Below are 13,212 nucleotides of genomic sequence, written 5' to 3' on the forward strand. Positions count from 1 at the left end.
TAGTGAACATTGTATGAAAAAGTCAATAAAAGAGCGGTTGGCGGTCCTTTCCGATGCGGCGAAATATGACGCCTCGTGCGCCTCCAGCGGCACGACGAAGCGTAATTCGTCTGCGTCGGGAGGTTTGGGGTCGACGGAAGGATCGGGCATTTGTCACGCCTATGCGCCGGATGGGCGTTGCATTTCACTTCTCAAGATACTGCTGACCAACTTCTGCATTTACGACTGCGCCTACTGTATCAACCGTTCCTCCAGCAATGTAGAGCGGGCGCGTTTCACGGTGGAAGAAGTGGTTTGGCTAACGCTGGAGTTTTACCGGCGCAATTACATCGAAGGGCTGTTCCTGTCATCCGGCATCATTCGCTCGTCCGATCACACCATGGAAGAACTGGTGCGGGTGGCGAGAGAACTGCGGGTAACGCACGGCTTTCGAGGTTACATTCATCTCAAATCTATCCCCGAAGCGTCTGCTCGTCTGGTGGAGGAAGCCGGGCTTTATGCCGACCGTCTATCGATCAACATAGAGTTGCCGACAGATAGCGGTATCGGACAATTTGCGCCGGAAAAGCACCCGATCAATATCCGCAAGTCGATGGCCGATATCCGCCTGAAGATCGAGGAGGCGGGCGAGCCGACCTTGCAGACGAAGCGGGTTCGAAAATTTGCACCGGCTGGTCAAAGTACCCAGATGATCGTCGGGGCCGATGGTGCCAATGACACCACCATCTTGAATACCAGCGCGCGTCTTTACGGTAGCTATGGTTTGCGGCGCGTCTATTATTCGGCGTTTAGTCCCATCCCGGACTCGTCAAAGAACCTGCCTTTGATCAAGCCGCCGTTGATGCGTGAGCATCGACTGTATCAGGCCGATTGGCTATATCGATTCTATGGCTTCGATATCGATGAAATCGCATCCACGCAGAAGGATGGCATGCTGGATCTCGATATCGACCCGAAGCTTGCATGGGCACTGGCCAACCGGCAGCAGTTTCCTGTGGATGTGAACAAGGCGGACCGCGAGACTTTGCTGCGCGTACCGGGTTTTGGCACGAAGACGGTGAAATCGATTCTGTCGTCGCGCCGGTTTCGGCAATTGCGACTGGAAGATATTGCCCGCTTTGGCGTCTCCCTGAAAAAGGTCAAAGCCTTCGTCGTCGCAGGCGGATGGACGCCGGGGAAATTGACGGAGCGGCCTGATTTACGCGACATGTTTGCGCCGCAGCCTGAACAATTGTCGTTGCTGTAATGTATAAGGTCTCACTGGAGGGGCGGGGGGATTTTACCGAATGGCGGGATGCTGCCCGTGCCTTCCTGTCGGCCAATGTCGCTCCTCATGAGATCGAGTGGCAGTTTCAAGGCGAGGAAACGGGTCTCTTCGGGTTTGAAGAGGGAAATCGCTTACCGCAGATCGATGGGGCCGCGAGCGTGAACGTGCCCGCCGCCTTCATGCCGTTTGCGCAAACGATTATCTGTCACAGTGACCCGACACGCTTCGCGCTGCTATACCGCTTGTTGTGGTGTTTGGGGAAGGACAGAGCGCTGCTGGAGTTCAAGTCGGACCCCGATGTGGCGGAAGCGCGAAAGATGGAAAAATCCGTTCGCCGCGACAGTCACAAGATGACGGCCTTCGTGCGTTTCAAGGAAGTACCCTTACCGCCAGATACGATTGGGCGACGGCGTTTCATTGCATGGTTCGAGCCTGACCACTTCATCGTGGAACGCAAGGCAGCGTTTTTCCAGCGACGTTTTACCGATATGGACTGGTTGATCGTCACTCCGAAGGGCTCCGCGCGCTGGGACGGTGAAACGATGCAGACGTCGAGGATGGCGGCGGAAAAGCCTGATCTTTCAGATGAAACAGATGAGCTTTGGCGCACCTATTATGCCAATATTTTCAATCCTGCACGGCTGAAGATTAAGGCGATGACGGCAGAAATGCCAAAGAAATATTGGAAGAATTTACCCGAGGCGGACCTCATTCCAGACCTTATCTTGAACGCCGAGAGACGTGTGCTGGAAATGGGTGCCAAGGCTGCAACCGAGCCGCAATTGTTTCACCATCGGCTTCAAGCGGCGGCAGACAGCAGGCCAGTTCCTGTTCTTCCCGATGCTGATACGCTGGAAGGGTTGAAACATGAGGCGCAAAGCTGCACGCTGTGTCCCTTGCACTGCAAGGCAACGCAGACTGTTTTCGGCGAGGGGCCAGCCAATGCCGACGTCATGGTCGTTGGCGAGCAACCGGGTGACTTTGAGGATTTAGCCGGTCGTCCCTTCGTCGGTCCGGCGGGCAAGGTTTTCGATCAGGTGCTGGGTGATACCGGCATGGATCGCAAGGCACTCTATGTCACCAATGCGGTCAAACATTTCAAATATGAGGCGCGCGGCAAGAAGCGCATTCACCAACGGCCGGATGCCGGCGAGGTCCAGCGTTGCCGCTGGTGGTTGACGCGCGAGATCGATCTGATCCAGCCGAAGCTCATCGTAGCCATGGGGATGACGGCTTTGTTTGCTCTGACGGGCATGAAGGAAAAATTGTCGGATGTGCGCAGCATGCCAATACCGATGGACGGCGGTAAGATGCTGTTTGCGACCGTTCATCCATCGTATCTTTTGCGCATTCCTGACGAGCAGAAGAAGACAGAAGAGGTTCGGCGGTTTCGAGAGGATATGCAGGCGGTTCAACGACTTATGGAAACCAGCGGAGAAACGGAATCCCAAGTTTCATTCGGTAGATGAGCCGGCATCTGGCCGTTAAATTTTGCCCGCATTGGCGGTTTTCACAAAGTCGATGAAGGCCCTGAGCGGCGCTGGAACCAGCCGTCTGCCGGGGTAATAGAGAAACGGACCGGAGAAACTTTGCCACCACGGTTCCAGCACCGGCACCAGCGCGCCGTTGTCGAAATAGGGCCGCAGCCAGTCTTCGAAGAGCATGATGATACCGGAACCCGCGATGGCCGCATCGACGGCGAGATCCGTTGCGCCGCCGATCCTGACGATTAACGGCCCGTCGGCCTCGATCAACAGGACTTCGCCATCGCGCTCAAATTCCCATGGCGGGATGACACCACTGGCAAAACGGCCTCTGATACAGGCATGGTTCAGCAGGTCGCGGGGATGGTCGGGGCGGCCAAATTTCTCGAGATAAGCGGGCGAGGCGGCGGTGGCGAAACGTTGAATGCGTGGGCCTATCGGTACGGCAATCATGTCCTGCTGCAGGCGTTCGTCATAGCGAATGCCTGCATCGCAGCCTGCGGCCAGGATATCGATGAAGCTTTCGTCGGTGACGACCTCAAGGTTGATGTCGGGATAGGCGGCAAGAAACTGCGGCACCAGATCGGGTAAGACCAGCCTCGCTGCGCTGACCGGCACGTTAAGCCGAAGTGTGCCAGCGGGCTTGTCGCGAAAGCCGTTGACGACATCCAGCGCTGCCTCGACTTCGATCAGCGCCGGTGCCAACCGGGCAAGAAGCCCTTGACCGGCTTCTGTCGGTGAGACGCTGCGCGTTGTTCGGTTCAGCAGGCGAACACCGAGCCCTGTTTCCAGACGGCGCACCGCTTCGCTGAGGCCAGAAGCGCTGCTGCCTCGAATCCGTGCCGCCTCACGAAATCCACCTGCGCGTGCCACCGCGACAAAAGCGTTGAGATCATCAAGATCGGTCTTCATTGTTCGTATTCCCGCACGGCCTGTCCGGATTGTATCGTATTCCCTTGGATATCGACAGGGCCTATCTTCTCTCCAACATCAGGAGAACGATCATGACTGATATCGACAAGGCCGGATCATTCAAGCTCGGCGACCACACAGTTAAACGCCTCGGTTACGGTGCCATGCAATTGGCCGGTCCCGGCGTGTTTGGCCCGCCGAAGGACCATGACGGCGCAGTCGCCGTTCTGCGCGCCGCCATTGAAGCCGGTGTGAACCACATCGACACCAGCGATTTCTACGGTCCCCACATCACCAACCAGCTGATCCGCGAGGCTCTGCATCCCTATGCGGACGATCTCGTCATCGTCACGAAAATCGGTGCCAAGCGTGGTGAAGACAAATCCTGGAACTTGGCGTCCTCTCCGGAAGAGTTGACCAATGCCGTCCATGACAATCTGCGCAACCTTGGTCTCGACGTTATGGATGTGGTCAATCTGCGGATCATGTTCGACGTGCATGGACCGGCAGAAGGTTCCATCGAGCCCTTGCTGACGCCGCTTGCCGAGTTGCAACGACAAGGTCTGGTGCGTCACATCGGTCTCAGCAACGTCACAGCGGCACAGGTTGAGGAGGGTCGAAAGATCGCTGATATCGTCTGCGTTCAGAACATGTACAATCTGGCCCATCGCCAGGACGACGCGCTGATCGACGGCTTGGCGAAGGATGGCATTGCCTATGTGCCCTTCTTCCCGCTGGGCGGGTTCAGCCCGCTTCAGTCTTCGACCCTGTCGGATGTCGCGGCACGTCTTGAGGCAACGCCGATGCAGGTCGCCCTTGCCTGGCTGTTGCGCCGCAGCCCCAACCTCCTGCTGATCCCAGGCACGTCATCCGTCGCTCATCTGCACGAGAACCTTAAAGCCGCTGATCTCGTTCTGTCGGATGATGTCATCACCGAACTCGACGGTGTGGCTGCTGCAAACGCGGCGCACTAACGTCATTGCTGAAACGAGACAGGGCGCGTCACTGACGCGCCCTGTCTGTTTTTTGGGATGAGTTACAGGATTATGCGAAGTAGCTCTGCAGAGGCCGCACATCCAGGCTGCCTGCTTTCAGGGCCTTGATGGCGAGTGCTGCGGATTCAGCACCGGCCATCGTCGTGTAATAAGGCACCTTCTGCATCAGCGTTGCGCGGCGCAGCGACTTTGAGTCGGAGATCGCCTTGTTGCTGTCGGTGGTGTTGATGACCAGTTGGACCTGACGGTTGCGGATGGCGTCTTCGATGTGCGGACGGCCTTCCTGTACCTTGTTGATCTTCTCGGCATTGATGCCCTGTTCGGCAAGGAAGCGCTGCGTGCCGCCGGTTGCCAGAACCTTGAAGCCGATTTCGACCAGATGGCGGATGGCTGGCAGAACCCGTTCCTTGTCCTCGTCGCGAACAGAAACGAACACCGCGCCGGAGCGTGGCAGATCAACGCTTGCACCCAGCTGCGCCTTGGCGAATGCCAGTGCGAAGTCGGTATCGAGGCCGATGACTTCACCGGTGGAGCGCATTTCCGGTCCCAGCAGAATATCGACGCCGGGGAAGCGGGCAAACGGGAAGACGGCTTCCTTGACGGCGATGTGCTTCAGATTGCGCGGGTCCGGCTTTTCGCCATAAGCCGCAATCGCTGCATCCAGCTTTTCGCCGGTCATGATGCGAGCGGCAATCTTGGCAATCGGCGCGCCGATGGTCTTGGCAACGAAAGGCACGGTGCGGGATGCGCGCGGGTTGACTTCCAAGACGTAGATCGTGCCGTCCTTGATCGCGTACTGCACGTTCATCAGGCCACCAACGTTCAGCGCCCTGGCAAGCGCCGTGGTCTGGCGTTCCAGCTCGTCCAGCATGTCCTCGGAAAGCGAACGCGATGGCAGCGAGCAGGCGCTGTCACCGGAGTGGATGCCGGCTTCTTCGATGTGTTCCATGATGCCGGAGACGAAGACATTCTCGCCATCGCACAATGCGTCCACATCCACCTCGACAGCGTTCGACAGGTAGCTATCGAACAGCAGCGGGTTTTTGCTCAGAAGGGTGTTGATCTGGCCAGTCTTGTCGTTGGGGTAACGCTGCTTGATATCTTCAGGCACGAGGCCCGGAACCGTATCCAGCAGATAGGTCTGCAACTGTCCCTCGGAATGGATGATCTGCATGGCGCGGCCACCCAGAACATAGGATGGGCGAACCACCAGCGGGAAACCGATTTCCGATGCGACAAGGCGGGCCTGTTCGACGGAATAGGCGATGCCGTTGTTCGGCTGCGCCAGATCGAGCTTCATCAAAAGCTTCTGGAAGCGGTCACGGTCTTCGGCAAGGTCGATCATGTCGGGTGCTGTGCCGAGGATCGGGATACCGTTCTTCTCCAGCGCTTCGGCCAGCTTCAGCGGCGTCTGGCCACCAAACTGCACGATGACGCCAACCAGTTCACCCTTCTCCTGCTCAGCGCGGAGAATTTCGATCACGTCTTCGGCCGTCAGCGGCTCAAAATAGAGGCGGTCGGATGTGTCGTAGTCGGTGGAAACAGTTTCCGGGTTGCAGTTGATCATGATGGCTTCGAAGCCCGCATCCTTCAATGCGAAGGCGGCATGGCAGCAGCAATAATCGAACTCGATGCCCTGGCCGATACGGTTCGGCCCACCGCCGAGAATGACGACCTTCTTGCGGTCCGAAACCTGTGCTTCCGACCGAAGCTGGCCGACGAAGGGTGTCTCGTAGGTGGAGTACATATAGGCGGTTGGCGAGGCGAATTCGGCAGCGCAGGTGTCGATGCGCTTGAAGACGGGGCGCACATTGAGGCTGTTGCGCAGTTCCGCCACTTCCTTCGGGCGCTTCTTGGTCAGGCTGGCAAGGCGGGCGTCGGAGAAGCCCATGGCTTTGAGCGACCGCAGGTTTTCAGCGTCCTGTGGCAAGCCGTGTTCACGTACACGCGCTTCCATGTCCACGATTGCCTTGAACTGGGCGATGAACCACGGGTCAATCTTGCTGTTTTCGTGCACTTCGGCTTCGGACATGCCCATGCGCAGCGCCTGTGCGACCATGCGCAGACGGTCTGGTGTCGGTGTGCCGATGGCGGCGCGGATGGCGTTCTTGGAGCCTTCGCCTTCTTCGTAACCTGGAATTTCTATTTCATCGAGACCGGTAAGGCCGGTTTCCAGACCGCGCAGCGCCTTCTGCAGAGATTCGGCAAAGGTACGGCCGATGGCCATGACTTCACCGACCGACTTCATGGCCGTGGTGAGAATTGGCGATGCGCCGGGGAATTTCTCGAACGCAAAACGCGGAATTTTGGTGACGACGTAGTCGATGGAAGGCTCGAACGACGCAGGTGTCGCACCGCCGGTGATGTCGTTATCGAGCTCGTCCAGCGTGTAACCAACGGCGAGCTTGGCCGCGACCTTGGCAATTGGAAAGCCGGTGGCCTTGGAGGCAAGCGCGGACGAGCGCGAAACGCGAGGGTTCATTTCGATGACGACCAGACGGCCATCCTTCGGATTGACGGCGAACTGCACGTTCGATCCGCCGGTCTCGACGCCGATTTCGCGAAGAACCGCAATCGATGCGTTGCGCATCATCTGGTATTCTTTGTCCGTCAGCGTCAGCGCTGGCGCCACCGTGATCGAGTCGCCGGTATGCACGCCCATGGGGTCGATGTTTTCGATGGAGCAGATGATGATGCAGTTGTCCGCCTTGTCGCGGACGACTTCCATCTCATATTCCTTCCAGCCGAGAACCGATTCTTCGATCAGCACTTCTGTGGTGGGCGATGCATCGAGACCGCCGCCGATGATTTCGAAGAATTCCGAGCGGTTATAGGCAATGCCGCCGCCGGTGCCACCCATGGTGAAGGACGGGCGGATGATGGCGGGCAGGCCGACGACATCGATGGCCTGCGCGGCAATGGCCATGGCGTGGCTGATGTAACGCTGCTTGCGATCAGTCTCGCCGAGATTCCACTGGTTTTCGAGGTTGTCGAGCGCCTTGTCCAGCTCCGCGCCGGAAAGCTTTGACTTCAGCTCTGCGCGCGCTGCTTCATGTGTCTTGCGGTCTGCGTCCTTGATGTCGGTGGCGTTGGCCAGCATCGACTTCGGCGTTTCCAGATTGATCCGCTTCATGGCTTCGCGGAACAAAGCGCGGTCTTCGGCCATATCGATGGCTTCGGGTTTTGCGCCGATCATTTCCACATTGTAACGGTCGAGCACGCCCATGCGCTTCAGCGAAAGCGCGGTGTTCAGCGCCGTCTGGCCCCCCATGGTCGGCAGCAGCGCGTCGGGACGTTCCTTGGCGATGATCTTGGCCACCACTTCCGGCGTGATCGGCTCGACATAGGTCGCATCCGCCAGATTGGGGTCAGTCATGATGGTGGCGGGATTGGAGTTGACGAGGATGACGCGGTAGCCTTCCTCTTTCAGCGCTTTACAGGCCTGTGTGCCGGAGTAGTCGAATTCGCATGCCTGACCGATGACAATCGGACCAGCGCCGATGATAAGGATGGATTTGATATCTTCGCGCTTCGGCATGGCTCTCGTTCCGCTTTTCGTGTTGCGCAAAAAACGGCCAAGGTGAAACTCACCGGCCGCGGGCGCAATTCCAATCTTTTCAGGCTAGAAGCGGCTTATAGGCAAATGTTTTGGTGAACGGAACCCCGAATCTTCGCTTTCCGACAGGAAAGTTGGCTCTCCATATATCTATGTTGCGGGCTGATCCTTTCCGCCGGTAAAAACGTAGAGATATTTGAATGAATTACCTCCGTTTCCAAAATCACAGAGCAGGGCATTTATGATTACCGTTCATTATCTCGAAAACTCCCGTGCGCACCGCATTCTCTGGCTGCTCGAAGAGCTTGGTGTCGAATATGATGTGAAGACCTATGCGCGCGGTCCCGACATGCGTGCGCCGAAGAGCCTCAAAGCCGTCCACCCGCTCGGCAAGTCTCCGGTTATCGAGGATGGTGGCAAGGTCTATGCCGAAAGCGGCGCGATCATCGAATATCTGCTGGATACCTACGCAAACGGCGCGTTCCGGCCAGAGCAGGGCACGGATGCATATAGACGTTATGTCTACTGGCTGCATTATGCCGAAGGTTCGGCGATGCCGCTGCTGGTGATGAAACTGTTGTTTTCCCGCATTCCCCGTCAGGTGCCGTTCTTTCTTCGCCCCGTCGCCAACATGATTTCAAAAGGCGTTGCCAGCCAGTTCGTCGATCCGCAACTGGCGGATCATACTGCTTATTGGGAAAGCGAGCTTGCAAAGGACGGGCTTTTTGCGGGCAGCGAACTGACCGGCGCAGACTTTGCCATGAGCTTTCCGGTGGAGGCGGCGATGAGCCGGGTGGATGGCGTCACCGATCGACCCGCCATCAGGCGCTATCTCGAAACCATCCGCGCGCGCCCTGCCTATCAGCGCGCCCTTAAGAAAGGCGGCGCTTATGTTTACGCCAACAGCTGACTTGCCGGAACGCTTTGAAGGTTCTAGCGTTTAGCAAGGCACTCAAGGGGAGACACATATGCAGTGGAGAGGGCGTCGCCAATCCGACAACATCGAAGATAGACGCGGAATGTCGTCCGGCACGGGCGGTGGCGGCTTTCGCCTTCCGACAGGTGGAGGCCGTGGCGGCGGCATCGGTATTGGCGGTCTTGTCGTCATTTTGCTGATCAGCTGGGCGCTGGGTATCAACCCGTTGACGCTTCTGTCTGGCGGTGACGTCTCCACCGATAGCGGCAGCCAGCAGACCACGGGTACGCGCCCGCAGGGTCAGTCCAGTGACGAGACGACGGCATTCGTTCGCACCGTGCTGGCCGAGACGGAAGACACCTGGACAAAGATTTTCAGCGCTTCCAACGAAACCTATGAAAAGCCGACGCTCGTTCTGTTTGGCGGACAGGTTCGCTCGGCATGCGGAACGGCATCGTCGGCCAGCGGTCCGTTCTATTGCCCTGTCGATCGTAAAGTCTATCTGGACACGGATTTCTTCCGTGAGCTCGACAAGCGTTTCGGCGCATCCGGCGATTTTGCGCAGGCCTATGTCATCGCGCATGAAGTGGGTCACCACGTTCAGAACCTGACGGGCGTCCTGCCAGAATTTAACCGTCAGCGTCAGTCCATGGGCGAGACGGAGGCCAACAAGATGTCGGTCAAGGTCGAGTTGCAGGCGGATTGCTATGCCGGCATCTGGGGTAAATCCACGCAGCAAAAGGGCATTCTGGAAGCTGGCGATCTTGAGGAAGCTCTGAACGCCGCCCACCAGATCGGCGACGATACGTTGCAGAAGAAGTCGCAGGGCTATGTCGTGCCGGATAGTTTCAACCACGGCACGTCCGCACAGCGCGCAGAGTGGTTCAAGCGCGGGTTCCAAAGCGGTCGCGTCGAAGATTGCGATACGTTTTCGGCTGATATTTAAGTGAGTGCGGAGGGTAGCAAGATTCGCAAACCTCTCATCCGTCATGGTCGGGCTTGACCCGACCATCCACCACCCGCTGAGCTACATGGATACTCCGCTCAAGGCCGAGGATGACTCGAGGGTGGGTTTGGACTTTTGCCAATTTTACGCCATCAGCGAATGATCAGCGCTGTCACGAACATCCCGAGTGCAAAGATGGTGTGCGCCACGATGTTAAGCGCGCGCACCTTGTTCGGGTTGGGCGTCTTGGACGCGGCCCAGCCGATGCCAAGGCCGGGCTGGAGCAGAAACCAGCCAGCGCCGACCGTCACGATGCCGACGACCCATGGCAGGATGAAAGAGGGTGCGGTAAACCATCCGTCAGGTACGATCAGCGCCAGAACGACCCCATAAACAATGCCGATTGCGTAATGCGATGTCCAGCCAAGCGCTGCCTCATGTCTGTAGGGACTGGCCTTGGCTATGCTGTCGTGAAAGATTTTCCCCTTGGGAAGATGCCAGAACCACCGTCCCACAGGCCCCCAGTTCGGGGCGGGCTGATGGAAAAACCTGTGCAGAATGATCGCCCAGATATCCATGAAAACCGTGCCGCCAATGCCCATTGCTACGCCACGCCAGACGATTTCCCAAACCATGACGTCCTCCCTCCGACTCACAATTGTGTATCGATAAGGTGTAGGCTTTTGGCCGTGTCTACAAGGTCGGTTTGGTGGTGGTTTCGGATGGATGGAGGCGAGACACTCCCTCCCTCCGTCATCCTAGGGCTTGTCACTAGGATCTGCTGCCGTTCCAGCGCATTCGACGGGGAGAGTACGCGTAGGCGTGGTTAGATCCTCGGGTCGAGCCCGAGGAAGACGGGGTGATTGGGGCGCTGCCCTCTTCATAGCTATGCCCTCCATGCTGCCCGTCCAAACAAAAAAGGCGTGACCATTATTCCGGTCACGCCTCTGGTCTTCTCACATGGCCGCCAGATCAGGCTGCGCGGCTGTAACCGTTATTGTCACGGGCACTTGCCAGCTGGAACTGCTCGAGCAGGGCGTTGAGGGCCGCGGCTTCCGAGGCCAGGCCATGGCTTGCTGCCGTCTGTTCCTCGACCATGGCGGCGTTCTGCTGCGTGCTTTGGTCGATGGTGTTGATAGCGGTGTTGATTTCCTGCAGACCGGTGGACTGCTCGCGGGATGACAACACGATGGCATTGATGTGCTGGTTGATTTCCTGCACTTCGGCCACGATGGTTTCCAGCGCCTTTCCGGCGTTGCCGACGAGCGAAACGCCTGCTTCCACCTGCGTTGTCGAGGCGCTGATAAGGACCTTGATTTCCTTCGCGGCGTTTGCGGAGCGCTGTGCCAGTTCGCGCACTTCCTGTGCGACCACGGCAAAGCCCTTGCCTGCTTCACCGGCGCGCGCGGCTTCCACACCGGCGTTCAGGGCAAGAAGGTTGGTCTGGAAGGCGATTTCATCGATGACACCGATGATCTTGGAAATACCGGACGATGATTGCTCGATACCTTCCATTGCCTTGACGGCGTCACCGACAACGACGCCGGACTGTTCGGCATTGGTGCGCGTGCGGGCGACCAGACGACCAACTTCTTCGGCACGCTTTGCCGAATCCTTGACCGTGGTAGTGATTTCTTCAAGCGCTGCTGCGGTTTCTTCCACCGATGCGGCCTGCTGTTCGGTACGCTTGGCAAGATCGTCGGCAGACTGGCGGATTTCGCTGGCACCGGCGTCGATGGCGCGTGCATTGTGGCCGACATTGACGAGAGCGCCGTTCAACTTGCTGATGGAGGCGTTGAAATCCTCACGCAGCCGGTCGATGCGCGCCACGAATGGCGTGCTGATGCGGTAGTTCAGGTCGCCGTCGGAGAGGTGGGCGAGACCCTTTGCAAGCGAGTAGACTGCAAACTGGATATCGGCAGTGTCCTTGGCGGAAAGCTGTTCGCGCTCGTTACGCTCGTGTTCCGAAAGACTGCGCGTCTGTTCGGCATCGCCTTCGAGGCGAAGGCGCTCCTGCGCATTGGTGCGGAAAACGGCAACGGCAGCCGCCATGGAGCCGATCTGGTCCTTGCGCTCCTGTCCGGGAATTGTCGCATTCAAATTGCCAGCCGCCAATGCGTCCATGGCCGATGTCATCTGCGTAACAGGCTTGATGACGAGGCTGTTCACAAGGAATGCCAGAAACGCGATCATGCCTGCTACAGCCAGAATAGTGGCAATGACGGCGGCGATACGGAACTGCGAGATGGATGCAAACGCCGTTTTGCTGTCGATGACAAGGCCCACGGACCACTCGACACCGGGAAGACCTGGCACGGGAATGAAGCTGGTGATCTTTTCAGCGCCGCCGATTTCGGTCTGCGAAACGGCCTGGGAAATCTTGGGCGTCGCCACGGGGAAGAGATCAGTCAGCGTCTTGTTGATCATGGCTTCGTCTGGATGAATAAGGATCTTGCCATCCTTGTTGACCAGAAACGCATAGCCCTCGTCACCGGCATCGACGGAGCCGATCATGGAAACCAGTGTCGTCAGCAGGAAGTCGCTTGCGGCGACGCCAACCAGTTTGCCGTCGCGCTTGACGGGTAGGGCGGCGCTGACCACGAGCTTGCCGGTGGTGGCATCCGTATAGGGTTCAGTCAAAACGGTGGAGTTGGCCTTGACGGCCGCCTGGTACCACGGACGCTGGCGTGGGTCATAACCCTCGCGCATCTTGGTCGATGGGAAGTTGTTGAAGACACCGGCTTCATCGCCGAAGTAGGTGGATTTGAACTCGCGTGCCAGCACATCATTGTGCAGGGCAAGCTCCAGCTTTTCCTGGGTCGTTGCCGTTACCATGGATGCACCGACCATTTCGGTCATCATCACACGGCCGTTCAGCCAGTTGGCAATGCTCTGGGCAGACTGTTTACCGGCAGCGTTAATTTTGTCTTCTACGAAATGGTTTGCCGCATTGCGCTGGAGCCCATCGATATAAATCGAAAACCCTGCGAAAGCTGCGACGACGACGCAGGACGCCGCGACGACGATCCGCGTCATCAAATTGGATTTTTTGGACAATTCGGGACCTCAATAAGAGACCGGGATTACCGGATTTTGATGAAAACATGCCTGTGGCTGTCGCGGCGTGCTTCATGCA

The 13,212-nt window shown here is 57.9% G+C and carries 9 protein-coding genes; 5 read left to right on the forward strand and 4 right to left on the reverse strand.

Annotated elements, in window-relative coordinates:
- The first annotated feature begins 13 nt into the window (after positions 1 to 13).
- Both ATO67_RS04795 and ATO67_RS04800 read left to right on the forward strand, forming a co-directional pair.
- A complete protein-coding gene (locus ATO67_RS04795; protein ID WP_067645119.1) occupies positions 14 to 1,246 on the forward strand; it encodes a putative DNA modification/repair radical SAM protein in 1,233 nt (410 codons plus the stop codon).
- Positions 1,246 to 2,736 (forward strand): UdgX family uracil-DNA binding protein, encoded by a 1,491-nt coding sequence (locus ATO67_RS04800; protein WP_067645122.1) that lies wholly within the window; start codon positions 1,246 to 1,248, stop codon positions 2,734 to 2,736. The genes ATO67_RS04795 and ATO67_RS04800 overlap by 1 nt, the downstream gene beginning before the upstream one ends.
- Before the next feature lie 15 nt (positions 2,737 to 2,751).
- On the opposite strand, the gene ATO67_RS04805 is transcribed toward ATO67_RS04800, so the two are convergent.
- Positions 2,752 to 3,663 (reverse strand): LysR family transcriptional regulator, encoded by a 912-nt coding sequence (locus tag ATO67_RS04805; protein WP_067645124.1) that lies wholly within the window; start codon positions 3,661 to 3,663, stop codon positions 2,752 to 2,754.
- A gap of 92 nt (positions 3,664 to 3,755) precedes the next feature.
- On the opposite strand from ATO67_RS04805, the gene ATO67_RS04810 reads away from it, so the two are divergent.
- The gene (locus tag ATO67_RS04810) at positions 3,756 to 4,637 is read left to right on the forward strand and encodes an aldo/keto reductase family oxidoreductase (protein ID WP_067645127.1); all 882 of its coding nucleotides are present in this window, start codon (positions 3,756 to 3,758) and stop codon (positions 4,635 to 4,637) included.
- A gap of 70 nt (positions 4,638 to 4,707) precedes the next feature.
- Here ATO67_RS04810 and carB read toward each other — a convergent pair whose 3' ends face one another.
- On the reverse strand, positions 4,708 to 8,196 hold the full coding sequence (gene carB / locus ATO67_RS04815; protein ID WP_067645130.1) for a carbamoyl-phosphate synthase large subunit: 3,489 nt from the start codon (positions 8,194 to 8,196) through the stop codon (positions 4,708 to 4,710).
- Between the two features lie 259 nt (positions 8,197 to 8,455).
- Here carB and ATO67_RS04820 point away from each other — a divergent pair, with 259 nt between their 5' ends.
- A complete protein-coding gene (locus ATO67_RS04820; RefSeq protein ID WP_067645133.1) occupies positions 8,456 to 9,124 on the forward strand; it encodes a glutathione S-transferase in 669 nt (222 codons plus the stop codon).
- 58 nt (positions 9,125 to 9,182) lie between these two features.
- Complete coding sequence (ypfJ, locus tag ATO67_RS04825) at positions 9,183 to 10,076, forward strand: KPN_02809 family neutral zinc metallopeptidase (protein WP_067645136.1); 894 nt, start codon at positions 9,183 to 9,185, stop codon at positions 10,074 to 10,076.
- 152 nt (positions 10,077 to 10,228) lie between these two features.
- Here ypfJ and ATO67_RS04830 read toward each other — a convergent pair whose 3' ends face one another.
- Both ATO67_RS04830 and mcpU read right to left on the reverse strand, forming a co-directional pair.
- On the reverse strand, positions 10,229 to 10,711 hold the full coding sequence (locus ATO67_RS04830; protein WP_067645139.1) for a DUF2938 domain-containing protein: 483 nt from the start codon (positions 10,709 to 10,711) through the stop codon (positions 10,229 to 10,231).
- Between the two features lie 337 nt (positions 10,712 to 11,048).
- Positions 11,049 to 13,133, reverse strand: a complete 2,085-nt coding sequence (gene mcpU, locus ATO67_RS04835) for a methyl-accepting chemotaxis protein McpU (RefSeq protein WP_067645142.1) — start codon at positions 13,131 to 13,133, stop codon at positions 11,049 to 11,051.
- Positions 13,134 to 13,212 lie beyond the last annotated feature (79 nt).

Source organism: Agrobacterium bohemicum (genome assembly GCF_001562555.1).
Lineage (GTDB): Bacteria > Pseudomonadota > Alphaproteobacteria > Rhizobiales > Rhizobiaceae > Agrobacterium > Agrobacterium bohemicum.

Bases quoted from the DNA above. Each gene is read 5' to 3' on its own strand.
- ATO67_RS04795 (WP_067645119.1), top strand. From the start codon at position 14: ATGAAAAAGTCAATAAAAGAGCGGTTGGCGGTCCTTTCCGATGCGGCG.
- ATO67_RS04800 (WP_067645122.1), top strand. From the start codon at position 1,246: ATGTATAAGGTCTCACTGGAGGGGCGGGGGGATTTTACCGAATGGCGG.
- ATO67_RS04805 (WP_067645124.1), bottom strand. From the start codon at position 3,663: ATGAAGACCGATCTTGATGATCTCAACGCTTTTGTCGCGGTGGCACGC.
- ATO67_RS04810 (WP_067645127.1), top strand. From the start codon at position 3,756: ATGACTGATATCGACAAGGCCGGATCATTCAAGCTCGGCGACCACACA.
- carB (WP_067645130.1), bottom strand. From the start codon at position 8,196: ATGCCGAAGCGCGAAGATATCAAATCCATCCTTATCATCGGCGCTGGT.
- ATO67_RS04820 (WP_067645133.1), top strand. From the start codon at position 8,456: ATGATTACCGTTCATTATCTCGAAAACTCCCGTGCGCACCGCATTCTC.
- ypfJ (WP_067645136.1), top strand. From the start codon at position 9,183: ATGCAGTGGAGAGGGCGTCGCCAATCCGACAACATCGAAGATAGACGC.
- ATO67_RS04830 (WP_067645139.1), bottom strand. From the start codon at position 10,711: ATGGTTTGGGAAATCGTCTGGCGTGGCGTAGCAATGGGCATTGGCGGC.